The organism is Thalassotalea castellviae, from assembly GCF_031846185.1.
GTDB lineage: Bacteria > Pseudomonadota > Gammaproteobacteria > Enterobacterales > Alteromonadaceae > Thalassotalea_H > Thalassotalea_H castellviae.
Genome location: NZ_JAVRIF010000001.1, coordinates 457,753 through 482,929, shown reverse-complemented (window position 1 = coordinate 482,929; position 25,177 = coordinate 457,753). Strand labels below are relative to the sequence as shown.

General features: G+C 38.1%; 24 protein-coding genes. 9 read left to right on the top strand and 15 right to left on the bottom strand.

Annotation, left to right across the window (positions count from 1 at the left end):
- The first annotated feature begins 43 nt into the window (after positions 1 to 43).
- Positions 44 to 925, top strand: a complete 882-nt coding sequence (locus RM573_RS02175; protein WP_311576519.1) for a universal stress protein — start codon at positions 44 to 46, stop codon at positions 923 to 925.
- Positions 926 to 1,006: 81 nt separating this feature from the next.
- Here the strand turns inward: RM573_RS02175 and purL are convergent, their stop codons facing one another.
- Positions 1,007 to 4,933 carry a phosphoribosylformylglycinamidine synthase gene (gene purL, locus RM573_RS02170; RefSeq protein ID WP_432280194.1) on the bottom strand — a complete coding sequence of 1,309 codons (3,927 nt, stop codon included), beginning with the start codon at positions 4,931 to 4,933 and terminating at the stop codon, positions 1,007 to 1,009.
- 172 nt (positions 4,934 to 5,105) lie between these two features.
- Here purL and mltF point away from each other — a divergent pair, with 172 nt between their 5' ends.
- Positions 5,106 to 6,575 (top strand): membrane-bound lytic murein transglycosylase MltF, encoded by a 1,470-nt coding sequence (gene mltF, locus RM573_RS02165; protein ID WP_311576516.1) that lies wholly within the window; start codon positions 5,106 to 5,108, stop codon positions 6,573 to 6,575.
- 214 nt (positions 6,576 to 6,789) lie between these two features.
- Positions 6,790 to 6,918, top strand: a complete 129-nt coding sequence (locus RM573_RS02160; RefSeq protein ID WP_311576513.1) for a hypothetical protein — start codon at positions 6,790 to 6,792, stop codon at positions 6,916 to 6,918.
- Between the two features lie 62 nt (positions 6,919 to 6,980).
- Here RM573_RS02160 and RM573_RS02155 read toward each other — a convergent pair whose 3' ends face one another.
- Genes RM573_RS02155 through RM573_RS02140 form a run of 4 tightly spaced genes read right to left on the bottom strand, consistent with a single transcriptional unit; the run spans position 6,981 to position 9,825 of the window.
- Entirely contained in the window at positions 6,981 to 7,454 is a 474-nt protein-coding gene (locus tag RM573_RS02155; RefSeq protein WP_311576510.1) for a GNAT family N-acetyltransferase, read from the bottom strand.
- Positions 7,455 to 7,504: 50 nt separating this feature from the next.
- Complete coding sequence (gene tadA / locus RM573_RS02150; RefSeq protein WP_311576507.1) at positions 7,505 to 8,035, bottom strand: tRNA adenosine(34) deaminase TadA; 531 nt, start codon at positions 8,033 to 8,035, stop codon at positions 7,505 to 7,507.
- A complete protein-coding gene (gene hemW, locus RM573_RS02145) occupies positions 8,032 to 9,201 on the bottom strand; it encodes a radical SAM family heme chaperone HemW (protein WP_311576503.1) in 1,170 nt (389 codons plus the stop codon). Before hemW ends, tadA begins: the two co-directional genes overlap by 4 nt.
- A 12-nt stretch (positions 9,202 to 9,213) precedes the next feature.
- Positions 9,214 to 9,825: an XTP/dITP diphosphatase gene (locus tag RM573_RS02140; protein ID WP_311576500.1), complete on the bottom strand. Its 612-nt coding sequence runs from the start codon at positions 9,823 to 9,825 to the stop codon at positions 9,214 to 9,216.
- 94 nt (positions 9,826 to 9,919) lie between these two features.
- Here RM573_RS02140 and RM573_RS02135 point away from each other — a divergent pair, with 94 nt between their 5' ends.
- Positions 9,920 to 10,819, top strand: coding sequence for an EamA family transporter (locus tag RM573_RS02135; RefSeq protein WP_311576498.1), 900 nt, complete (start codon positions 9,920 to 9,922; stop codon positions 10,817 to 10,819).
- A gap of 76 nt (positions 10,820 to 10,895) precedes the next feature.
- On the opposite strand, the gene RM573_RS02130 is transcribed toward RM573_RS02135, so the two are convergent.
- The 4 genes from RM573_RS02130 to RM573_RS02115 form a co-directional block, all read right to left on the bottom strand.
- Positions 10,896 to 11,336 carry a DUF4426 domain-containing protein gene (locus tag RM573_RS02130; RefSeq protein WP_311576495.1) on the bottom strand — a complete coding sequence of 147 codons (441 nt, stop codon included), beginning with the start codon at positions 11,334 to 11,336 and terminating at the stop codon, positions 10,896 to 10,898.
- A gap of 83 nt (positions 11,337 to 11,419) precedes the next feature.
- Positions 11,420 to 11,968: a YggT family protein gene (locus RM573_RS02125; protein ID WP_311576492.1), complete on the bottom strand. Its 549-nt coding sequence runs from the start codon at positions 11,966 to 11,968 to the stop codon at positions 11,420 to 11,422.
- Between the two features lie 77 nt (positions 11,969 to 12,045).
- A complete protein-coding gene (gene proC / locus RM573_RS02120; RefSeq protein ID WP_311576489.1) occupies positions 12,046 to 12,861 on the bottom strand; it encodes a pyrroline-5-carboxylate reductase in 816 nt (271 codons plus the stop codon).
- Positions 12,862 to 12,938: 77 nt separating this feature from the next.
- Positions 12,939 to 13,625, bottom strand: coding sequence for a YggS family pyridoxal phosphate-dependent enzyme (locus tag RM573_RS02115; RefSeq protein WP_311576486.1), 687 nt, complete (start codon positions 13,623 to 13,625; stop codon positions 12,939 to 12,941).
- Between the two features lie 168 nt (positions 13,626 to 13,793).
- On the opposite strand from RM573_RS02115, the gene RM573_RS02110 reads away from it, so the two are divergent.
- Positions 13,794 to 14,837: a type IV pilus twitching motility protein PilT gene (locus RM573_RS02110; protein ID WP_303451645.1), complete on the top strand. Its 1,044-nt coding sequence runs from the start codon at positions 13,794 to 13,796 to the stop codon at positions 14,835 to 14,837.
- Positions 14,838 to 14,862: 25 nt separating this feature from the next.
- Complete coding sequence (locus tag RM573_RS02105; RefSeq protein ID WP_311576479.1) at positions 14,863 to 15,987, top strand: PilT/PilU family type 4a pilus ATPase; 1,125 nt, start codon at positions 14,863 to 14,865, stop codon at positions 15,985 to 15,987.
- Positions 15,988 to 16,137: 150 nt separating this feature from the next.
- Here RM573_RS02105 and ruvX read toward each other — a convergent pair whose 3' ends face one another.
- The 4 genes from ruvX to rsmE are packed head-to-tail and all read right to left on the bottom strand — an operon-like array spanning position 16,138 to position 18,887.
- Positions 16,138 to 16,572, bottom strand: a complete 435-nt coding sequence (gene ruvX / locus RM573_RS02100; protein ID WP_311576476.1) for a Holliday junction resolvase RuvX — start codon at positions 16,570 to 16,572, stop codon at positions 16,138 to 16,140.
- Positions 16,572 to 17,126, bottom strand: a complete 555-nt coding sequence (locus RM573_RS02095; protein WP_311576473.1) for a YqgE/AlgH family protein — start codon at positions 17,124 to 17,126, stop codon at positions 16,572 to 16,574. Before RM573_RS02095 ends, ruvX begins: the two co-directional genes overlap by 1 nt.
- 19 nt (positions 17,127 to 17,145) lie before the next feature.
- On the bottom strand, positions 17,146 to 18,093 hold the full coding sequence (gene gshB, locus RM573_RS02090; RefSeq protein WP_311576470.1) for a glutathione synthase: 948 nt from the start codon (positions 18,091 to 18,093) through the stop codon (positions 17,146 to 17,148).
- 47 nt (positions 18,094 to 18,140) lie between these two features.
- Complete coding sequence (gene rsmE / locus RM573_RS02085) at positions 18,141 to 18,887, bottom strand: 16S rRNA (uracil(1498)-N(3))-methyltransferase (RefSeq protein WP_311576467.1); 747 nt, start codon at positions 18,885 to 18,887, stop codon at positions 18,141 to 18,143.
- A 224-nt stretch (positions 18,888 to 19,111) separates the two neighbouring features.
- On the opposite strand from rsmE, the gene trhO reads away from it, so the two are divergent.
- Positions 19,112 to 20,089, top strand: coding sequence for an oxygen-dependent tRNA uridine(34) hydroxylase TrhO (gene trhO / locus RM573_RS02080; protein ID WP_311576465.1), 978 nt, complete (start codon positions 19,112 to 19,114; stop codon positions 20,087 to 20,089).
- Positions 20,090 to 20,154: 65 nt separating this feature from the next.
- On the opposite strand, the gene RM573_RS02075 is transcribed toward trhO, so the two are convergent.
- Together RM573_RS02075 and RM573_RS02070 are read right to left on the bottom strand one after the other, a co-directional pair.
- Entirely contained in the window at positions 20,155 to 21,504 is a 1,350-nt protein-coding gene (locus RM573_RS02075; RefSeq protein ID WP_311576462.1) for a sensor histidine kinase, read from the bottom strand.
- Positions 21,494 to 22,915: a sigma-54-dependent transcriptional regulator gene (locus tag RM573_RS02070; RefSeq protein ID WP_311576459.1), complete on the bottom strand. Its 1,422-nt coding sequence runs from the start codon at positions 22,913 to 22,915 to the stop codon at positions 21,494 to 21,496. The genes RM573_RS02075 and RM573_RS02070 overlap by 11 nt, the downstream gene beginning before the upstream one ends.
- A 180-nt stretch (positions 22,916 to 23,095) precedes the next feature.
- Here RM573_RS02070 and RM573_RS02065 point away from each other — a divergent pair, with 180 nt between their 5' ends.
- Positions 23,096 to 24,403 carry an efflux RND transporter periplasmic adaptor subunit gene (locus RM573_RS02065; protein ID WP_311576455.1) on the top strand — a complete coding sequence of 436 codons (1,308 nt, stop codon included), beginning with the start codon at positions 23,096 to 23,098 and terminating at the stop codon, positions 24,401 to 24,403.
- A gap of 84 nt (positions 24,404 to 24,487) precedes the next feature.
- Positions 24,488 to 25,168 (top strand): ABC transporter ATP-binding protein, encoded by a 681-nt coding sequence (locus RM573_RS02060; protein ID WP_311576452.1) that lies wholly within the window; start codon positions 24,488 to 24,490, stop codon positions 25,166 to 25,168.
- Positions 25,169 to 25,177 lie beyond the last annotated feature (9 nt).

Sequence of the window (25,177 nt, the reverse complement as noted above, 5' to 3'; positions counted from 1 at the left end):
TTATTCAGAAATAAGTAAAATAACGTCATTGGGAGTTATTTCGATGGAATGTATTAACAACATATTGGCTTTAGCACACTCAAAAAATGAAGGGTTCCCGGCTATTAAAAAGGCAATACAACTTGCGAATATTAGCCATGCAAATCTCAAAGTTTTGTACTTTGAAAAGAGTCCTTCTTATATTAATAAATGGTTAAAAAAAGCTGAAGTAGCTCAAAATAAAGAATTTATATTATTGCATAAACTCGTTGAATCAGCTCATCAGCAAGGTATAAATATTAGTTGTGAGAAATTTAATGTAGGTGATAAAAACAAGATTTTGCATAGTTTTTTTAATCAAAATAACTGTGATTTAGTGGTATGTGAATACCAGAATAAAGATGAAAGTTTGTGGTCATTTGACGGACATGAAAATTCAAATTTACTGTATGCTTCTAATATTCCGACGATGTTTGTCAAAAATAAAACATGGCATAATAAAGGGCAAATTTTAGCGGCTATTGAAACAGAAGAGGAGACACTAGTACATCAAAGGCTCAACCGAGAAATAGTCGATAGTACTTGTTATGTTGCTCACCTATTAGATGGGGATATTCATTTATTAAACTGTTATTTAGAAAGTTGTTTGATGTCTTTTCCTACAATTGATGTTCAACCGGAAAAAAGTAAGTTTTCTAGCCATTCTGAACATTTAACATTACTTGCTGAAAAACATCATTTGAATAAAGATAATTTGCATATAGAGCAGGGGCTAGTTGATGACTTATTACCCCAACAAGCGTCAAAAATGGATGCTGATATCGTGGTTTTAGGTTGTGGAGAACATAAAGGTATTTTATCAATGATTCAAGGACATACGATTGACTTTGTTTTAGGCAAACTTGATTGTGATTTGCTTGCGTTAAAACCGGGCGTAATTCATTAATATTTTATTACTCAGCAATAAAAAAGGACCAAGCCTCGCTTAGTCCTATTCTATTTCTGGAAGTTTATCGGTTAATTGATACTAACCAATAAACTTACGCGCATTTCTAAACATTCTTACCCAAGGTGAGTCTTCTTGCCACTCGTCAGGGTGCCAAGAGTTTGCGACAGTTCTAAATACACGTTCAGGATGAGGCATCATAATAGTTACTCGTCCGTCTGTAGTTGTTAAAGAAGTTATACCATCGGGTGAGCCATTAGGGTTAGCTGGGTAAGTTTCTGTTACGTCGCCGTAATTATTCACGTATCTCATTGAAACTGTACCCGAATTATTGGTATCAGCAATGGCTTGTTCTGATGTGAACTCAGCACGACCTTCACCGTGAGACACCGCAATTGGCATACGAGAGCCAGCCATACCTTTAAAGAAAATCGACGGGCTTTCTTGAATTTCAACGAGTGAAAAACGTGCTTCAAAACGCTCTGATTTGTTTTGGACAAAATGTGGCCATGCTTGTGCTCCTGGGATAATTTCCTTCAGGTTTGACAACATTTGACAACCATTACATACCCCTAAAGAGAATGTGTCTTCACGGTGGAAGAAGGTTTTAAACATTTCGCGCGCATTCGCATTAAATAAAATAGATTTTGCCCAACCTTCACCAGCTCCTAAAACGTCACCATAAGAGAAGCCGCCGCAAGCAACTAAGCCATTAAAATCTGCTAAATCAGTACGACCTGAGAGAATATCTGACATGTGCACGTCTACTGCAATAAAACCAGCACGGTCAAATGATGCTGCCATTTCAACATGCGAGTTAACACCTTGCTCACGTAGAATTGCCACGCGTGGATTGGTAATGTCTTTTGCATCTTTTGCAATTAAATCAGCGACAATGTCTTCATTGATATCATAAGTTAATTCGACGTTTAAACCAGGATCTTCTGTATCAAACTTAACATCAAATTCTTGTTGCGCACATTCTGGATTATCGCGTAAAGCTTGCATTTTAAGGGTTGTTTCTGCCCAAATAGTGCGGAAATAAGTACGAGTATTTTCTAAAACTACGGTATCATCACGTTTAAAAGTGATCATGTCATAATCATTTAAACGACCAATATCGGTACAAAGCGATAAGATGCCGTGCTTTTCAAAAGTCGCGTGAATATCATCTACATCTGCTTCACGTATTTGGATCACCGCACCTAATTCTTCATTAAACAATACTTCTAAATCGCTGCCACCATCAGTCATAGTTAAGTTTGAAAGATCGATATCAACACCGGTATGACCGGCAAAAGCCATTTCAGCCACCGTTGTGAATAATCCACCATCTGATCTGTCATGATAGGCGATTAATTTTTCTTCGCGAACTAAGGTTTGTATAGCATTAAAGAAACCTTTTAAGTGCTCTGCGTTATCAACATCAGGCGTTTCATCGCCTAACTGTTTATATACTTGAGCTAAACATGAGCCACCTAAACGATTTTTTCCGCCCGATAAGTCAATGGCAACTAATCGAGTGTCGCCTTTATCGCTACGAAGCTCTGGTGTCACTGTTTTACGAATATCTTCCACACGACCAAAAGCGGTAATAATAAGCGAAAGTGGCGAAGTTACCGACTTTTGCTCACCATTTTCATCCCATTGGGTTTTCATCGACATTGAATCTTTACCAACTGGAACAGTTAACCCTAATGCGGGACATAATTCTTCACCAACGGCTTTAACGGCTTCATAAAGACCAGCATCTTCACCAGGGTGACCGGCTGGAGACATCCAGTTTGCTGATAATTTAATACGATTTAAATCGCCAATGTCCGTACCAGCAATATTCGTTAAAGACTCGGCAATTGCTAAACGAGCAGATGCGCCGTAGTTAAGCAAAGCAACGGGCGTTCTTTCACCGAGTGACATTGCTTCACCATGATAAGAATCTAATGCTGCTGCAGTCACGCCACAATCCGCCACAGGCACTTGCCATGGGCCAACCATTTGATCTCGGTTTACCATACCCGTTACCGATCTATCACCAATGGTAATTAAAAAGGTTTTTTCAGCAATGGTCGGTAAGCGTAATAATCGATCAGCAGCTTCGCTGATGGAAATATCATTTAATGATAACGCTTCACCCGTTTCTTTTACGGATTTTACATCTTTGATAATTTTAGGCGTTTTACCTAATAGAACATCAAGGGGTAGATCGATAGGTGTATTGTTATGGTGAGAATCCGTTACCGTTAAATGCTCTTCTTCTGTTGCTCTACCTACGACAGCAAAAGGGGCTCTTTCTCGGTTACAAATAGCTTCAAAGTCGGCTAAGCGTTCATCAGAAACCGCTAATACATAACGCTCTTGAGATTCATTACACCAAATTTCATGCGGGGCCATGCTACGTTCATCATTGGGTACATTACGTAGTTCAAAATTACCACCACGGCCACCATCTGATACTAATTCAGGGAAAGCATTGGATAAACCGCCAGCACCCACATCGTGAATAAATAAAATAGGGTTGTCATCACCCAATTGCCAACAACGGTCAATGACTTCCTGACAGCGTCTTTCCATTTCTGGATTTTCACGTTGAACTGAAGCAAAGTCTAAGTTTTCAGCCGATTGACCTGATGCCATCGAAGATGCTGCACCGCCGCCTAAGCCGATATTCATGGCTGGACCACCTAAAGCGATTAGGTTTGCGCCAACACTAATTTCACCTTTTTGGACATGTTCGTCACGAATATTACCTAAACCACCGGCAAGCATGATAGGTTTGTGATAACCGCGAACTTCAACACCGTTAAATGAGTTAACTTGTTCTTCATATGTTCTGAAGTAACCTAAAATCGCAGGGCGTCCAAACTCATTATTAAATGCCGCGCCACCTAATGGGCCTTCCATCATAATATCGAGGGCTGACACAATGCGTGAAGGCTTGCCAAAGTCTGTTTCCCACGGTTGTTCAAAACCTGGAATACGTAAATTTGATACAGAAAAACCGACTAATCCCGCTTTGGGTTTTGAGCCAACACCGGTTGCACCTTCATCACGAATTTCACCACCAGATCCTGTTGCGGCTCCAGGGTAAGGAGAAATCGCGGTAGGGTGGTTATGAGTTTCTACTTTCATTAGAATTTGAATGTCTTCATGATGATAGCCATATTCTAAGGTTTCAGGATCAGGGAAGAATCGTCCGCCTTCACTACCGACCATAACTGCCGCATTATCTTTATAAGCACTTAACACATAATCAGGGTTGATTTCATGGGTATTACGGATCATTTTAAATAATGATTTTGGTTGTTTAACTCCGTCAATAGTCCAGTCAGCATTGAAGATTTTATGACGACAATGCTCAGAGTTTGCTTGGGCGAACATATATAATTCAATGTCGTTAGGGTTACGACCTAACTTAGCAAAGTTTTCAGCAAGATAAGTAATTTCATCTTCTGCAAGGGCAAGACCTAAATCTACGTTTGCTTTATCTAATGCTGCACGACCGCCAGAAAGCACATCAATAGATGTAAAATGACCCGGCTCAGCTGTGGCAAATAATTGTTCTGCTTCTTGATAATCATTAAAAAGCGTTTCCATCATACGGTCATGAATCAAACTTGCTAATTGCGTCTTTTGATGTTCATTTAGTTCATCCGCAGAAACATAATAAGAAATCCCTCGCTCTAACCGTATTACTTTATCTAAGCCACAGTTATGAGCAATATCGGTTGATTTTGATGACCAAGGAGAAATAGTACCAGGGCGAGGCGTAACTAAAATAAATTGTCCAACAGGCTCATGTTCTTCTATGGTTGGGCCATAGGTTAATAATTTAGCCAGTACCTTAGTTTCAGTATCATCTAATGCCGATGATAATTGAGCAAAGTGAGTAAACTCCGCATAAATATCGTTGATAGGAAGGTTTAACTCAGCACATTGGTTTAACAGTTTTTTGATACGAAAATCTGATAGTGCCGGAGCGCCACGAAGTGTTTGGATCAACATCGCCATTTGTTTACTCACTAGTAAATTAAATTAGGGGAAAAAATCGCGCGTATTATAGTGGATATTGAAGTCAATGATAAGCAAAATTATTATCAGAAATTAGCTATACTGAAATAATACTTTCACAAAAAATAAAACCAAGCCACAATAAGTGCTTATGAAGCAAAATCAATTTTATATGAAGCAAAACAGACTTAGCATTTTTGTTTGTACAATAGTATCAATACTATTGCTACAAGGGTGTAATCCGGAAAAAAAATCAGCTAGTTTATCGCGCATTCTTGAACGCGGCTATCTTGTGGTTGGCACCCTTTATGGGCCAACCAGTTATTATGTTGGTGCTGAAGGTGACACAGGTTTTGAGTACGAATTAGCAAAAAAATATGCTGACTCGTTAGGCGTAGATTTAAAAATCATGGCAAGTTACAGCTTAGACGAACTCTTTAGCCGTTTAGATAAAGGCGAAGTCGACTTGCTTGCCGCTGGACTTACCGTCACAGAAAATCGTCGAGAAAAGTATGATTTTGCACCCAGTTACAACAATATCAGTCAAAAACTCGTTTTTAAACAAGGTAAAAAACGTCCGAGAGAATTAGAAGATCTTACCGGCACTATCATGGTGACAGCGAACTCAAGTCATGTCGAAAATCTTACTCGTTTGTCCGAAAGCCATGCAGGCTTGAAATGGCAAGAAAGCGAAGAACTCGATAATGAAGAGTTGCTTTTAAAAATATTAGCGGAAGAAATTGATTATACCATAGTTGATAGTCATACCTTAGCCGTCAGTCGACGTTATTATCCGGAAATTAGTATAGGTTTTACCATCAAAAAATCTGAGCCAATGGCATGGGTTGTTGCTAATACAGGAGATGATTCAATTCTTGCAAGTTTAATTGATTTTTTTGGTAGCGTTCATCATAACGGGACATTGCTGGCGTTAGACGATAAGTATTATGGACATGTTGAAGAATTTAATTATGTTGATACACGTACTTTTATCAAAGCGGTTGAAGAAAAACTTCCGAAATATCGTGCTATTTTTGAAAAATATAGTCAAGACGTAGATTGGCGTTTATTAGCCGCAATTAGTTATCAAGAGTCTCACTGGGAACCACATGCTCGTTCACATACGGGGGTAAGAGGTATGATGATGTTAACTTTACCTACCGCAAAACAAATGGGCATTAAAAGTCGTTTAGATGCCGAACAAAGTATTCGAGGGGGGGCTAAATATTTTAAGCAAATGTTTGAACGTATGCCTGATAGAGTGCCACATCCAGATCGACTTTGGTTTGCACTTGCTTCTTATAATGTTGGTTTAGGTCACTTAAATGACGCTCGTAAAATAACGAAACAACAAGGCGGTGACCCTGATCGTTGGGTGGAAGTAAAAGACAGATTGCCATTATTAAAACAGAAAAAATACTATAAAAATACCAAATACGGTTATGCTCGTGGCGATGAACCGATTAATTATGTGGATAATATACGACGATACTATGACACTTTAACTTGGATGGATAACAAACAACAAGCTGAGTTAAAACAAGAAGAAGCGCTGAAATTACAAGAGGCGGAAAAAGCATTACTAGAAGAGGCCATCCCAAATAGCCAAAAGACTAGCGATATTGCAACCAGCCCGAAGTAGTTTTGCTTGTTTGATTTTTTTTAATAATCGTTAAGCAATAAAAATTAGTGGTGAAATTTTTATTGTCATCATTTGGTCATATAACTCATAGATACTTAGGTTGTAAAAGTAAATACTTGTTATCGTTTTATTTAGCGATCACTAAAAACTAATTGTCGAAAGTATTTATGCCATTAATGTATTTATATAACATTCAATTTATTAGGAGACTTGTATGCGAAAAAAATCTCATTCAATTCAAAGAAAACGTTTGATCAGTCAACAAAAACATAAAGTAAGTGCACGACGTCATGTGCAGTTTATTCAAGAAAATCAATCGCTCTCTCAATCTATAACAAAGTAATCACTCGAATATTTTTGAGTGACACCTTTGTCCCTATCTCAACTCTATTTCAATGTTCGTTTTCAACAGTCAACTTTTGTTAGATATAAACAGTCATCTAAAGGCATTTTTTCTGGATAGCATGTTTCGATAAAACCTAATTTTTTATATAAGGTTAATGCTGCGGTATTATTTTGATAAACAAATAATGATAAAGGGGATAACTTTAAATCCTGCTTTGCTTTCACAGATAATGTTTCTACTAAAATGCTAGCAATACCTTGTCTTCTATATTCAGGGTTTACGATTAACCTACCTAAGTGACAATGACCTAATCGTTGATAGTATTGTCCAAAGGCAACTAGTTCTTTTTTATCGTTTATTAAACCGTAACTAGGTAGTTCTTGAATTTTTAGGTCGGTTAAAAATGTGTTAAGGGTATGAGGGAAACGTATATTTGGTCCTGCCCATTGGGTCAATTCATTTTTCCCAGCTGACCAAGTGCGTACAATCTCTAGCTGTTTTTTACTACATGGGATTAATTTAAGACGATTCATATTGATGTTATTCTCTCCAATGATGAGCCGATGAAAGTTTCACAGGTTATTTATTGCCGTTCACTTGTTTTAGCAGCTTGCTTTAATGCTTTTTTTTCTAGACGACGACGTTTAAAAAAAGCGGATAATAAATGACTGCATTGCTCGGCTAAAACCCCTGAAGTCACTGGAATTTGATGATTGAGTTTTTCACTACCTGTAATATTAAAAACACTTCCAGCGCTGCCTGTTTTTAAGTCTAGAGCACCATAAACGATGCGCTTAATTCTGCTATGCACTAATAATCCTGCACACATTGGGCAAGGTTCAAGTGTTACGTATAGGGTGCAATCGAGTAATCGGTAATTATTTTGCACTTTACCTGCTTGGCGAATGGCTATCATTTCAGCATGTGCTGATGGATCGTTTAACATAATCGATTGATTAAAACCTTCACCGATAACGTTACCGTTTGCCACTACCACAGCGCCTACGGGAATTTCGTTGTGTTGTTCTGCTTGGTGAGCTAATTTAATCGCCAATGCCATGAATTTTTCATCAATACTGTGTTGCTCATCGGTTATGATCAAATCTTCATTCATGACAAAAACATCTCGAGTAAATCATTTAAATATCGATGTCCTTGCTGAGTGACTCGCCAACTATCATCTTGATTTTCCATCAAGTTTTTAGCTTTAGCTTGATGTAAAATAGTGATTATTGTATCGGCGGCTAAGCCAGTAGCTTCTTGATATTCATTAAGTGTGAAAGATGAGAATAAACGCAAACGGTTCATCATGTATTCAAAAGGCAGCTCTGATTGTTCAACGATATTTAAATGATCAAGATGTGCTCTCGATTGATCTAAATAGCCCTTAGGGTGCTTGACTTTTACGGTGCGGTAAATGGTTTGTTGCGCTACGTCTGATATTTTTCCATGGGCTCCACAACCAATGCCGAGGTAATCACCAAACTTCCAATAATTTAAATTATGTTGGCATTGATAACCTTGTTGGCTAAAGGCCGATATTTCATATTGTTGATAACCCGCTTGAGCTAATAATTCAAAACCTTTATCTTGAATTTTCCATAAGGTTTCATCCATTGGTAGTTTCGGTGGTTTTGAATGGAAAGCAGTATTAGGCTCTATGGTTAATTGATACCAAGATAAGTGACGGGGATTAAGTGAAATAGCAGTTTTTAAATCGTCTAAGGCATTAGCGATTGTCTGATTAGGTAAACCATGCATCAAATCTAAATTAAAACTTTGTACGCCGCAGCTATCGGCAAGATTAGCAGCATTCTTTGCTTGTTGACTATCATGAATGCGCCCGAGTTTGATTAATTTGTCAGATTCAAAACTTTGTACACCCACCGATAACCTTGACACTCCTGCATTGAAAAAACCAATAAACTTTTCGGCTTCAACCGTGCCTGGGTTTGCTTCTAGGGTGATCTCAATATTATCGTCATGATCAAAACGTTTTAAAACTTGTGAAAGCAAGCGTTCGATAGCGCGTGCTGAAAATAAACTCGGTGTGCCTCCACCAATAAAAATAGTATGTAGTTGACGGCTCTCCAGCGAAAAACGTTTAATATCACTGTCTAAATCTTTGATGAGTTCCGTGACATAAGCATCTTCAGGCAGGCCATTTTCTTGCTTAGATTTATTGTGCGGTAGGGCATGAGAATTAAAATCACAGTAAGGGCATTTTTCCACGCACCATGGAATATGAATATATAAAGAAAGTGGCTGTTCAATGAGCATTATATTAGTAACTTACCCTGTTTTGTCAGTGAAAACGTGATTTAATTTAGCGGTTAGTAACTGTAAAGCTTGGCCACGATGGCTTAAGGTATTTTTAATCTCACGGGGTAATTGCGCTGACGTCATATTAAGGCTTGCTTGCCAAAATAGCGGGTCATAACCAAAACCTTGTTCGCCTTGAGGAGTGGTGATTATTGAACCTTCCCATTTGCCATGACAAATAATCGGCGTAGGATCATTTTCATGTTTCATAAACACTAATACGCAATGAAATCGTGCACTTCTGTTTTCTTCGGGAACATTTTTAAGTGCGGTAATTAATTTTTTGTTGTTGTCTTGATCGCTTGCTCCTTCACCGGCATAACGTGCCGAGTAAACACCGGGTGAGCCATGCAAGGCATCAACTTCTAAACCTGAATCATCAGCAATGGCTGGTAAGCCGGTAATTTTTGCCGCATGTCTTGCTTTGATAATTGCATTTTCAACAAATGTGGTGCCAGTTTCAGGCACGTCAGGCACATTAAATTCACTTTGTGGTACAACATTAATATGATGTTCGGCTAATAATTCAGCGAGTTCTTTCACTTTTCCTTTATTGCCTGTTGCCAATACGATAGTAGACATAGTGCATTCTCAAAATATTCATTCAATTGCCGTGCATAATACCTTAATCTAAAGGAAAGAGGGAGACCTGTATTGATTGAATGTAAGGATAGTAATGACCATTAAAGATAGTTTAATCAGTTTATTGATTATCTTCATTTGGGGATTTAATTTCGTCGTCATTTCATGGGGGGTTGATGATTTACCGCCATTATTTATGGGAGCCGCGAGGTTTTTATTGGTGGCTTCCTTGGGCTCGTTATTTATTAAAAAGCCTGATATTCCTTGGCGTTGGATGGCGGCTTATTCATTGACCTTATGTTTCGGACAATTTGCCTTGTTATTTTCAGCTATGGCCTTTGGTATGCCAGCCGGTTTAGCGTCATTAGTTTTACAATCTCAGGCTGTTTTCACTTTAATTTTGTCGGCATTGTTTTTACATGAAACGATTAAAATCAATCAAATTATCGCGATGATTTTTGCTGGAATAGGGCTAAGTATTATAGGTTTTACTGGCGAACACGGTAATATGACAGTGATTGGATTTGCATTAACGATTGCCGCCGCTATTTCATGGGCAAGTGGAAATGTTTGTAATCGCATGATTAATCAACGTGGTTATCAATCGAATACGGGGTTGGTTGTGTGGTCATCTTGGATTGCAATGATACCTTTTTTTCTAACCAGTTTACTTTTTGAAGGCAGTGATGCCATTCTCAGTAGCTTACAACAAAGTAGCTTTACTACTGTTTTTGTGATTTTTTATTTGGCAGTAGCAGCCTCTATATTAGGTTATAGTTTATGGAGTTACCTGTTATCTCAATACCCGGCAGGACAAGTTGCACCATTAACATTAGGCGTTCCCGTAGTTGGTATTATTTGTGCGGCGTTATTTCTTAATGAAAGTATAAGTGAGCAACAATATCTAGGAATTTGTTTAGTGATGGTGGGGCTGGTGATAAATGCCGTAGGCGGCCGATGGTTTAAATGTTTTTCACGTTCAACGGTTAGTTGACATCGGCTTTTAAATACAAGCCGACAAGAGCTGTCGGTTTGTATTTAGTACAGATTATTTTCAATGATAAATGTTGCTAATCGACATAAAACTTTTGTGAAAACTTTAATTGATGACTTTCTTTACTATCGGTAATCGTTAAATCAAAAACGATGGTTTCCTCGTTACGATAATTGACTTGTGCTAAATAATAAATCGCATCGCCTTCTTTAACTTCAACAAATGCTAATTTTTTGTCTTGTCCGGCTAAATTTCTCGCAGTTCCGGTAATCGACACTGTTTTTGCTGGTGTTGAAGCTAAAGTATTATCTAGCACTGAAATATTAATTAAGCCATTGTATTTACTACGCACTATGTCATAAGCTTTAGCTATTTCAGGGGTTAAAAAGCTGGCATTTAGGGCAATATAATGAATATTCATGTTACCCATTTTTTTCATGTTTTCAGCCTGTGCGTTTAACAGGGTGCTTGCCAATATTATTAAGGTGATTAACGTAACTTTTATGTAGGTATTCATGATATCTCCAATAAAAAAGGGTATGACACGTGAAGTGACTCATACCCCTAGTTTAGATTGTTTTGTAATTAAAAAGGCAATTGTTAAAGAATTCGCCAGTAGGGGATCCAATCAGAGAGTAATATATTAATCACATTCAATAATAAAAATGCCGCTAAAATTGATAAATCTAAACCACCAATATTGGGAATAATATTTCTGATCGGACGTAAAACAGGTTCTGTTAATTGATGTAAGATCATCAGTGTTGGATTATATCCTTGTACAACCCAGCTCATTAATGCCATTACCAGCATTAGCACAAACAATAAAAATCCAGTTTGTTTGGCTAAATACAACAAGCCTAAAAATAGTGACGAGATAATATCGATTGGTCCACCATTTAATACTGGGATAATTATAAATTTCAAAGAAGCAACAAGGTACGCGATAACAAGCGTTGCCACATCTATTCCACCAAAGCCTGGAATTACTCGACGAAATGGAATGACCACTGGGTTGGTAACTTTTACAACAAATTGACTCAGTGGATTATAAAAGTCAGCTTTAACTAGCTGAAGCCAAACACGAATTACTAATACCATTAACAAGGCGTCAAAAACAAAGCCAAGTAAATAATTTATTGCTGCCATTGCATACTCCAAATTGCTTCACTTACTTATAATATTTGGTCAAGTGAAGCATTTTTCAATTGTGATTTTAAGGTTAATTAACGATTACTTTGTGCCATTTCTTTCGCGCGGTGCAAGGCTCTATCCATAGCGTCAGACACTAACTGTTCTAAGCCACCGTCAATAAAGGTGCTTAATGCAGCTTGTGTGGTACCACCTTTAGAGGTGACATTTTCACGCAGCTCTTTAATTGAAATGTCATTTTCTACCACCATTTGTGCAGCACCGAGTGCTGTTTGTTGCACTAATTCTCTACTTTCATGTTCAGTAAATCCTAAGGTGAGCGCTTTTTTTTCCATGGCTTCCATAAATAAGAAAAAGTAAGCCGGTGCTGAACCTGTCACGGCGATGATATTGTCAATTTCTTCTTCTTTATCAAGCCATTTAGTTATGCCAACGGCAGACATTAACTGCTCAGCCAGTTCTTTTTGACGAGTGTTTGTGTTTTTTGAAGGATAAATTCCGCTCACTCCTAATCCTAATTGAGCTGGCGTATTCGGCATGGTACGTATCACTGAACAGGATTTGTTTAACGCTTTTTCCATGGTTGCCATTGAACAGCCAGCAGCAACTGAAATAAAACATTTATCACTGACATCCATTGCTTGACTGATTTGTTGACAAACCTCGGCGATAAAATGTGGCTTTACTCCTAAAACGATAAAATCGGCAAATTTTGCTGCCTCGATATTATCTGAGGTATGTTTAATGCCAAGAGTATTGGCTAAGGCTTCTCTTTTGCCAGCTGAGGGATTTGAAACCATCACATTGTTGGCATCATAGCCTTTTTTAATAAGTCCAGAAATAATGGCGCTGTTCATATTTCCAGCACCGATGAAAGCGATATTTGTCATAGAAAACCTAGTTTGTTTTGGAATTGACGTTTAGTCAAATTGTCGTTGAATTGAAGCAAAAAGTCGCGCTTTTTCTGTTATTCTTTTGCTATTTCTCGCTCGCCGAAAATCGCAGTACCTATACGGACCATGGTCGAATGATTAGCTATTGCTTCGGTTAAGTCTCCAGACATGCCCATAGAAAGGGTATCAATGGATGGATGGCTTAATTTTAACTTGGTAAAAAGTTCAGCCATTTTATGAAAGCTTTCGCTTGAGTCATTTTTTTTCGGTATGGCCATTAATCCCCGTAAAGTTAAATGTTTAGCTTGCTCAATAAGCGACGCATAACGTTCTAACTCATTGACATTAATACCAGATTTAGCTTTTTCATCACTAATATTTACTTGTAAACAAACGTTGAGAGGGATATCTTGATTTGACCTTTGTTCATTAAGGCGGTAAATAATCTTTTCTCGATCGACACTATGAACCCAAGAAAAATTTTCGGCAATCAGTCGCGTTTTATTCGATTGAATAGGACCGATAAAGTGCCAAGAAATATCATTAAGGTGAGTTAATTGCTGAATTTTTTCAACCGCTTCTTGAATATAGCTTTCACCAAAAGCTCGTTGTCCACTGTCATAGGCTTGTTGGATAAGATCTGCCGATTTAGTTTTACTTACCGCCAACAAACAAACTTCATCTATACTTCGGTTAGCAAGTTCGCAAGCTTGCGTTATTTGCAGTTTAATAGCGGCGAGATTATTTTTAATATGGGTCATGTTTTTTTATTCAATTACCTGAGAAAAATGTTAAGTTTAAGCATTCATCGTTTATGCTTTCATAAAATATAGAATTTAAATAAATAGTTATTAGAAAAATTGCTTAGTATAAAAATAGTTACTTAGTTTATAAAAATAAAAGTTAAAATTAGTTTATAAGAGGTTTTTATGGATATTACCGAATTACTCGCGTTTAGCGTAGAAAATAATGCATCTGATTTACATCTTTCTACTGGCACTCCTCCTTTAATTCGTGTTGATGGGGATGTTCGTAAACTCAATATCCCCGCATTTGACGCGAAAGATGTGAATGCGCTTGTTTACGATATTATGAATGATCGTCAACGTAAAGAATATGAAGAGAATATGGAAGTCGATTTCTCTTTTGAAGTGCCAAATCTTGCTCGGTTCAGGGTGAATGCGTTTAATCAAAACCGTGGTCCATCAGCAGTATTTCGTACCATTCCAAGTAAAGTATTATCGCTAGAAGATTTAGGTTGTCCTGATATCTTTAGACAAATATCTGAAAAACCACGTGGTTTAGTTTTGGTTACCGGTCCGACAGGCTCAGGTAAATCAACAACCTTGGCTGCCATGGTCGATTACATTAACAATAGTAAACATGATCATATCTTAACGATTGAAGATCCTATCGAATTTGTCCACGAAAATAAAATGTGTTTGATAAACCAACGTGAAGTGCATCGCGATACTTTAAGTTTTAGTGCGGCGTTACGTTCGGCATTGCGTGAAGATCCAGATGTTATTCTGGTCGGTGAGATGCGAGATTTAGAAACAATTCGCCTAGCTATGACAGCAGCAGAAACCGGTCATTTAGTGTTCGGAACCTTGCATACTACCTCAGCACCAAAAACAATCGATCGTATTATTGATGTTTTCCCAGCGGAAGAAAAGTCGATGGTTCGTTCAATGTTATCTGAATCATTACAAGCGGTTATTTCACAAACCTTAGTGAAAAAAGTCGGTGGTGGTCGTGTTGCCGCACATGAAATTATGATCGGTGTGCCGGCTATTCGTAACTTAATTCGTGAAGCAAAAGTTGCCCAAATGTATTCTGCAATTCAAACCGGTATGCAACATGGGATGCAAACCATGGATCAATGTTTACAAAACTTAGTGAATCGCGGGATGATCACGAAACAAGACGCGATGGAAAAAGCATCGGATAAAACACAATTTCAAAGCTATTAATGAGTGTTAGTAAAGGTTTTCATTTATGAGATTTCATAATTATTTAGAGAAAATGGTGCAAGAAGACGCATCTGATATGTTTGTTACGGCAAAGTTGCCGGTGAGTGCCAAAATTAATGGTGAATTAACCCCCATTGATGAACATTCATTATCAGCGGATGATGCGTTAGACCTTGTTCATAGTGCGATGAATGAAAAACAAAAAGCGCAATTTGATCAAGAAAAAGAATGTAACTTTGCAATATCAATTGATGGCATTGGCCGTTTTCGTGTTTCGGCCTTTTGGCAACGAGATATGGCGGGCATGGTAGTTCGTCGTATCGTGACAGAAATTCCTGACGCCGATGATTTAGGCTTACCTTCCGTGTTAAAAGATGTGGTGATGTCGAAACGCGGCTTAGTCCTTTTTGTCGGGGGAACAGGTACAGGTAAATCAACTTCAATGGCTTCTTTAATTGGTTACCGTAATCGTAACTCTAAAGGCCATATCTTAACGATAGAAGATCCGGTTGAATTTGTGCACGAACATGGCAAATCGATGATCACACAACGTGAAGTAGGTTTAGATACTGAAAGCTTTGATGCTGCACTAAAAAGTTCTTTACGTCAGGCGCCTGATGTTATTCTTATTGGTGAGATCCGTAGTCAAGAGATTATGGAACATGCGTTAAGTTTCGCTGAAACCGGCCATTTATGTATTGCTACTTTGCATGCTAACAATGCGAACCAAGCGATTGACCGCATAATGCACTTAGTACCAGCAGAGCAACATGGTAAGTTACTCTTTGATTTGGCGTTGAATTTACGTGGGGTAATTGCCCAGCAATTAATTCCAACACGAGATGGTAATGGTCGAGTTGCCGCTATTGAAATACTACTGAATTCTCCTTTTGTTGCTGAATTAATTAAAAAAGGTGAAGTAGGGAGTATTAAAGAAGTAATGCAAAAATCGACCGATCAAGGCATGCAAACTTTTGATCAGGCACTATTTAATTTGTACCAAAGAGGACTGATTAATTACGCTGATGCGATACATCACGCCGACTCTCCAAATGATTTACGCTTAATGATCAAACTAAGAAGTAATGACCAAGGTGGCTCAGGTTCACTTTCAGGCGTAACTATTGATGGTTTAGAGCCGACAGAATAGGCTTATTGCTTTAAAAGTTAAAAGTTAAAAGTTAAAAGGGCGATAACGATCGCCCTTTTTATTGCTGCTTTTTGCGGTTATATCGACTAAGTATAGGTATAAAATTTTAGCTATATAAATTCAATATGAATGGAGAAAATGACTAAGCTATTACAAATATTGACTCTCAAAAAAGCTTTCAATGATCAGTCTAGCTGATTCAGCATCGATATTATCTTTTTTTAAATTACGGTAACCGCCTTGGGCAAAAAGCTGCTCTTTCGCATCTGCAGTGGTTAAGCGTTCATCAACAAATTCAACCGCTAATTTAAATTGGTTCGCTAGTCTATTTCCGAATTTTTTTGCCGCAAAGGTGACGTTTTGATTCGTTCCATCCATGTTCAATGGCAAGCCAACTACAATTAAATTTGGCTGCCATTCATTAAAAAATTTACTCAGTTGTTCTTGGTTAGGAATACCGTCTTTTGCTTTGATAGAGCCTAAAGGGGAAGCCGTTCCCGTTAATTCTTGGCCAACGGCTACACCAATATATTTTGTGCCAAAATCAAAACCGAGTACCGTTCGCTCTCCGATTGCTTTTGCCATTAAGCATGACCTACTTCTGAAGATAAATGTGCGACATTAACGCCTATTTTTTCAGCGGCCTTTTGCCATCGTTTCTCGATTGGCGTATTAAATAAAATATCATTGTCAGAAGGCGTGGTTAACCAAGAGTTCGCTTGAATTTCTTCTTCTAATTGACCAGGACCCCATCCAGCATAACCTAAAGTAACCATATATTTTTCAGGCTCTTGATCGCTGCCCAGAGCAATTAAAATATCTTTTGAAGTGGTGATCATCACATCATCACTTAAGGCAAGCGAGCTACTCCAACCGGCTTGTGGGCTATGTAAAACAAAACCACGGTCGGTTGAAACAGGTCCTCCAGTTAATACCCGTTGTGTTAAATGAGAGCGAGAGGGAATATCATCTTCTAATTGTGCAAGTAATTCATTAATAGTGACATTCACTGGTACATTAATGATTAATCCCATCGCGCCTTCTTCGTTATGCTCACAAATATAGGTAACCGTTTTGTCAAAATAAGAATCTTTCAACGTCGGCATTGCAATTAATAAATGATTTTCTAAGCTTTCCATATCAACACCTCAACAATTATTATTGTATGTTTTGCTCAATAGCGTCCATTAATTTACCACTGATATTAATGGGATAGGCTGCTTCAATTTCTCTAATACAGGTTGGGCTGGTCACGTTTATTTCAGTCACTTTGTCACCAATGACGTCTAACCCTACAAAGTATAGACCACGTTTCTTTAATTCTGGGGCAATCGTCTCTGCAATCATTTTATCGCTGGCAGATAAAGGTTGTGCTCGCCCGCTACCACCTGCAGCTAAATTGCCACGTGTTTCACCTTGTGCAGGTATACGAGCTAAGCAATAAGGCATAGGTTCGCCATTAACGATTAAAATGCGTTTATCGCCATCTTTAATTTCCGGCATAAATTCTTGCACCATAGCATACTGGCTACCGTGATTAGTTAAGGTTTCAATAATAACGCCAACATTTGGATCTTGCTCTTTAATGCGAAAAATTGACGAGCCGCCCATGCCATCAAGTGGTTTAATAATCACGTCTTTTTCTTCTTGATGAAATGCGCGAATTTGTTCGCTTTTACGTGTCACTAATGTTTTTGCGGTTAATTCAGGAAACCAAGCAGTAAAAAGCTTTTCATTACAGTCTCGTAAACTTTGTGGCTTGTTAACAATTAATGTTCCGGCAACTTCAGCACGTTCTAACATATACGTTGCGTAAATATATTCGGTATCAAAAGGCGGATCTTTTCTCATTAACACGGCATCTAAAGACTCCACCGCAATGTCTTGAGGCTCAGCTAATTCATACCAATGCTCAGGATCATCATACACGGTTATTTTTTGTGTGCTCGCTCGACATTGCCCTTGATAAAGATACAAGTCTTGCATTTCCATATAATGAATTTCGTAGCCACGTTTTTGTGCTTCTAACATCATTGCCATGGACGAATCTTTTTTCACCTTCACTTGTGAAATGGGATCCATGACGATACCGAGTTTAATTGTCATTGTAAGTCTTTTCCTAATTGGTTGATGTTGCGTGTACCATGATATGGTTATTTTATATCGCCATAACGACACTGTAGAGCTGTTATGGCAGTTAACGCTGCTGTTTCAGTACGTAATACTCTAGGACCGAGTAATACATCAATAAATTGCTGTTCATTTGCTTGCGAAATTTCCTCGTCGCTTAGTCCACCTTCGGGCCCAATCAGTAGGCGTATACGAGAATTTTCACTGGGTAAATTCATTATAGAATGTTCCGCTTTCGGGTGTAGGTTTAATTTTAACGCAGAACTTTCTTGTGCTAACCAATTGTCCAAAGGCAATGCAGGATGAACGACAGGTACTGTGCATCGCCCACTTTGCTCACAAGCACTAATGACAATTTTTTGCCATTGTTCTATTTTCTTGGCCAATCGTTCTCCAGAAATTTTCACGCCGCAGCGCTCAGTAAACAATGGCGTAATGCTATTTACGCCTAATTCCACAGATTTTTGTAAAGTAAAATCCATTCTATCGCCGCGCGAGATTGCTTGACCTAAATGAATATTAACGGGAGATTCATTAGCAATGGCTTTAAAACTTTGAATAATTGCTTGTGCACTTTTTTTACCAACATTGACTAATTCAGCTTGAAATTCACCCCATGACTCTTGATATTTTGAGCCGTTAAATAAGGTGACGTTATCGCCGTTTTTTAACCGTAATACACGAACCGTATGACCAAAAGCGTCATCACTTAATGTAATCGTGTCGCCAATCGTCCATTGGTTATTTTGATAAATTCGAGGGTTACGCATAGTCATTAAATAGTAAACAGTTATGTCTTTGAAGATAAGGACAAAAGGGGGGATTTTCAATGACTAATTTATTTCAATGGGATTTATTTTTTCATTTTTGTTATTTTTTGGTAAACTGCGCGCCTTTAGTCGATCGTGCAATGAAATTAGTGAATTATTTTGCACGGTTAATTTTTTAATCTACAGCTCCAGATTTACGCTCTGGCTGGCTCAATGGGTATGATATGAAAAATATTACGGTTTGTGCACTCTATAAATTTGTCCGTTTAGAAAACTTTGAACAATTAAAAACACCATTACTAAATGTGATGTTAGAACATGAAGTAAAAGGCACTTTACTGCTTGCTAATGAAGGGATTAATGGCACGATTGCTGGACCACAAGAGGGCATTGATAAAGTATTATCGCATCTTAGTAAAGATGAAAGATTAGGCCTTGTTTCACATAAGTATTCGTATGCTGATGAAAATCCTTTTCAGCGCAGCAAAGTTAAACTTAAAAAAGAAATTGTGACTATGGGAGTTGAGGGCATAGACCCGACATTAACCGTTGGTACTTACGTCAAACCTAAAGATTGGAATGCACTTATTTCTGATCCTGAAGTGTTATTAGTAGATACCCGTAATGATTACGAAGTTGAAATTGGTACTTTCGAAAATGCGGTCAATCCTAACACCGAAACTTTCCGTGAATTTCCAGAGTATGTCGCGAAAAACCTCGATAAAACCAAGCATAAAAAAGTAGCGATGTTTTGTACGGGAGGTATTCGTTGCGAAAAATCAACCGCTTACCTAAAAGAACAAGGCTTTGAAGACGTATATCACCTAGAAGGCGGTGTACTGAAATATTTAGAAGAAATGAAACAAGATGAGTCGATGTGGCAAGGTGAATGTTTTGTTTTTGATGGCAGAGTTGCCGTTGGACACGGTTTAGAACAAGGTCAATATGATCAATGTTTCGCTTGTCGTTATCCAATAACCGAAGAAGAAAAACAAAGCGAGCATTATGTTAAAGGCGTGAGTTGCCCTAAATGTATCGACAAATACAATGAAGAACAACGTAGTCGGTTTGCAGAACGTGAAAAGCAGATCAATTTAGCCAAAGCTCGCGGCGAAAAACATATTGGTGGTGAAATCGAAAGCGTTATCAAACAACGTCGAGAAGAAAAGCTAGCCGCGAAAAAAGAGCAGGCTAGTAAATAAAAATCAATTAATGTGGTAGCGTTAACCGACGTCAGTGTTGTGCTTTTTATTGCTTGAGTTTATGTTTAAAATGTCAGGGTAAAGCAAGCACCCTCATTGGTATTTTCAACTTTAATATGACCGCCATGAGCAATCATTATTTGTCGTGTTAACGCTAAACCAACGCCTGAGCCTTCCCGCTTGGTTGTAAAAAACGGCACAAAGATCTGTTCGATGATTTCCTTCGCCACCCCGTTACCATTATCGGCAATCGCAATCATTACTCTGCCTCGCTTATTAAGCTTTGCATGAATATTTATGATTGGCTTAGTCTTATTAATTAGTGCTTGTTGAGCATTTTTCAATAAGTTGATAAACACTTGTTCCATCATGGCAACATCAACCTCAAATTCCAAGGTTGTTGGCTCCACAAGGATAGACATTGTAATGTCGTGACAAAACCCTGTTTGACTCATCACATTACTGATATCCGATAAAAACGGCTCTATTTTGATCCGCTTTTTATTTGGGGTAGGGAGCCGTGTTAATTTTCGATAACTACTAACAAAGCTCATCAAACCATCACTTCTATTAGCAACTGTTTTTACCGCGTCAGCGACATCTGATAAATCTTCAAGAGCTGCTTGGTTATGATGATAGTTTTTTCTGACATCTTCCACGAGATCGGCAGCTGTTTTTGTTAAAGAAGCGATAGGCGTAATACTATTCATAATCTCATGAGTTAATACACTCACTAAGTCTTGCCATGCTTGCAGCTGGGCAATATTTAACTCGTTTTGTATATCTTGCATACTGATTAAAATTTCTTGCTGTTGGTTGACGGTAATTTGAGTCGCAGAAACACTTAATCTATGCTCCATTCCATCAATCATTATATCAATCAGTAAGTTACCACTATGATTTATATTCGCTAACGTTTGTTCGAAATCTTGAGAAAATTGCTGTAGATCTGACAGTTTTGTGACGTGATTACTGCCAAATAAACGACGTGCAGCGTTATTCCATAACGTGATGTTTTTATTATGATGAACCGTCAGTAAAGGCACGGGAACTTGTTCTATAACTGCCTTGAAGTATTTGAGGTCTTTCTCTTGCTCAACTCTGGCTAATTGCAATCGGTTTAAGATTTCCGTGAATGCCTTGCCAAGCTCATCAAAACCCATACCTAATTCTGCTAATTCAAATCGTTGAGAAAAATCGGCATATCGAGCTGCATTTAAAAACCGTGTTAATTCCGCATTGGTTTTTGTGATGAATCGGATCATTTCATGAAATTGAAATCCGATGATTAATAAGGTCACAAAGCTTGCCGCATGATAGCCTGGTGAATACATAAAATAGGCAAAAAGTAATGCAGTTAAAATGACTAAAAGAGTGCGAGTTATTATCATTAAAGAAAAACGTTTAAAGCCCATGTTTTTCCATCCTTCTATAAAGTGCCGCTCTTGTTAAACCTAGCTCCTTGGCTGAATGTGAAATATTGTATCGATGTTTTTTTAATGCCTGGTGTATGGTTTGCTTTTCGATTGATTCTAAATTTAATTCACCCCGAAAAAATTGCTTATCTTCATGATTATCAATACTGAACTCTTTGTTGTGATTCGTTGAAGGGGCTGAACTTGCATCAGTTAATTGAAAGTCATCTATCGTCAAGGTTTGATTGTCAGACATTATCACTGCGCGTTCAATTGCGTGCCTTAGGGCTCTTATGTTGCCTAGCCATTGCTCTTGTTGTAAACGTTTAATAGTTGCAGCTGAAATACTTAAATTAGCTTTATGATACTTTTTTCCATACAACTGGATGAAATACTCGCTAATTGGTTTAATGTCATCGATCCTCTCGCGCAGGGGGGGTAAGTTTACTTCAACCGTATTTAAACGAAACAATAAATCTTGTCTAAAAATACTTTCATTTTGAAGTTTATCTTTTGCAAGATTCGTCGCACACACAATTCTAACGTCAAACGGGATGGCTTTATTTTCTCCTAACGGCGTTACTTCTCTTTGCTCTAACACGGTTAATAGCTTTGCTTGAAGGTGTAAGGGTAAATTGCCTATTTCATCTAAAAACAAGGTGCCGCCATCTGCGGCTTTTAAACGTCCTATCCGATCATGTTGGGCGCCGGTAAATGCGCCTTTTTTATGACCAAACAACTCGCTTTCAAATAAACTTTCAGAGATAGCACCTAAATCTACCGACATAAAAATGTTATTTGCACGTAAACTTTGTTGATGTATTTCTCTGGCAACAAGTTCTTTTCCCGTGCCATTTTCTCCGAGAATTAAAATATTAGCCTCAGTAGGTGCACTTCGTTTAATTAAGCTTTTTATCTCTGTTAATGCGGTTGAATCGCCGATAAGTAGCGGTTGATTGACCTGATTGCTGGCTGCTATCAAGATATTATTTTTTTGTCTTAATGCTTGGGCTTCAGTTCGAGTTTGCCCTAATTGAATCGCGGTAGATAAGGTGGCGATTACTTTTTCATTTTGCCAAGGCTTAGCGATAAAATCAGTTGCGCCTAGTTTCATTGCTTCAACGGCAACATCAACACCGCCATGCGCTGTGATCATGATGATAATACTTTCTGGTTTGATCGCTAAAATTTTTTTTAACCAATAGAACCCTTGTTTACCGGTACTTTCACCTGGACCAAAATTCATATCCAACAAGATAACGTCAAAATCTTGGTTTTGTATAAAAGCAGGAATATGTTCTGGTAAATTACAGGTACTGATATGCGAAAATTTGCGTTTCAGTAATAATTTTCCTGCCGTTAAAATATCATCGTCGTCATCAACAATTAAAATTCTGCCGTTTTCTTTCACAAAAATTTGTCTTTTTACGATTAAAAGTGTTCATTATCGTACAGCCACTGTTCGATAACGTACAGTAGAATTCGAGTATATCGAATAAAATAAAATTAAGTGCTTATTTATCAATAACTTAATTTTTGGAACGTTTATTGTACTTCATTCTTTATTAATAAGAAGGAATCGATAAACGTTATGACAAGTAAAGAAACACCCTTAACTGCTGTTACCGCGAAAGCCTCTGTCTCTGGTGCAAGTATGGACAAGGTGGTTGAGCATCAAAAAAGTCACACTAAGCGTGTGATGATCTTTATCGGTATCCTTATTTTGCTTTACATTGGCTATAGTGTTTTTTCCACTCCATCAGGAAAAACTCTGAAAGTGGATAGCCAACGTATTGTTATTTCAACAGTAAGTGAAGGAATATTTGAAGACTTTATACCGGTTAGAGGCAGAGTTATTCCAGCTAAAACTGTTTTTTTAGATGCGGTTGAAGGTGGTCGGGTCGAAAGAATTTTAGTTGAAGATGGTGCAAAATTAACGGCAGGCGCACTTATTGTTGAACTTTCAAATGCCTCATTGCAATTAAACGTGTTAGGAAATGAAGCAAGAGTTGCTGAACAATTAAATAACATGCGCTCAATTGAATTGAGTTTAGAGCAAAACAGATTGCAGCATAAACGTAATTTAGTTGATATCAATTATCAAATAAAAATGTTAACTCGCCAACTTAAGCGTGAGGCAGCTTTAGTGAGCAGTGGCGCTATTATGCAGTCAAAATACGATGACACTTTTGACACCTTACAGTGGTATAAAAGTCGTTTAACGTTAACGTTAGAAAGCCAAGCTTCCGATACTAAAATGCAAGAAGAGCAGCTTGCTTTTCTAAAAGACACGAGCCAACGCTTAGAAAGCAACTTGGCCATCTCTCGACAAAATTTAGATAACATGAATGTTCGAGCGCCCGTTAATGGCACTTTATCTGGCTTTAATGTTGAAATAGGGCAGAGCATTGGTCGGGGTGAACGTCTAGGACAAATAGACACTCCAAATGATTATAAAGTCACAGCCTTTATTGACGAATTTTACTTAGGACGAGTAGACATTGGCCAGTTAGCGCAATATGAAAATAATGGTGATTTTTATCCTCTAACCATTGCCAAAATTTATCCGCAAGTACAAAACGGGCAATTTGAGATTGATTTCAAATTCGAAGATCAACAACCGCCTGGTATCAGACGAGGACAAACCTTACAAACCAAACTGACCTTAGGCGATGCAAGCTCAGCGACCTTGATCCCCAATGGTGCCTTTTATCAAGATACGGGCGGAAAATGGGTTTTTGTTGTTGCTGAAGATGGTAGCGAAGCGGTAAGACGTTCAATTCGGTTAGGACGAAGAAATAATCAATTTATAGAGGTGCTTGACGGTTTAGAAGTTGGCGAAAAAATCGTAACTAGCCCATATACCAGTTATCAAGATATGCAACGGCTAGCACTTTAATGTTTAAGCGTACTTCAGTCGCTGACTTTAACCGCTAACTTTAATCAATAATGAAAAATATAACGAACGAAGCAGGAATTTAATATGTTGAAATTACACAACTTATCAAGAGTCTTTCAAACTGACAATGTTGAAACAACCGCATTAAATAATATAAATATCGAAATTGAAAAAGGAGAATTCGTCGCTATTATGGGGCCGTCAGGTTGTGGCAAATCTACCTTATTAAATACCATTGGTATGCTCGACTCCCCTTCAGGGGGACAATATTTTTTCGATGATGAAGAAATTTCAACTTACAGCGAAGCACAACTGTCTGTTATTCGAAAAAAGAATATTGGCTTTATTTTTCAAAATTTCAATTTGATTGATGAACTTACCGTTGAAGAAAATATCGAGTTAGCGTTGCTTTATCACAATATCCCCGCAGCCGAAAGAAAAGAGCGTGTTCTAAACGTGATGGATAAGGTTGGCATTGCACATCGAGCTAAACATATGCCAAGTCAGCTTTCAGGGGGACAACAACAACGAGTCGCAGTTGCTCGGGCAGTGGTGGGAGATCAAGCGATGATTTTGGCGGATGAGCCCACCGGAAATTTAGACAGCGCCAATGGTCAAGAAGTGATGGAAATGTTGCAAGCTTTAAACGATGAAGGCACCACTATCGTAATGGTGACGCATAGTCCTTCACATGCAGATTATGCCCGACGCACCATAAATTTATTTGATGGCAAGGTTGTAACTGAAAACGTTAAAGCGGCATAAGTCGAGGTT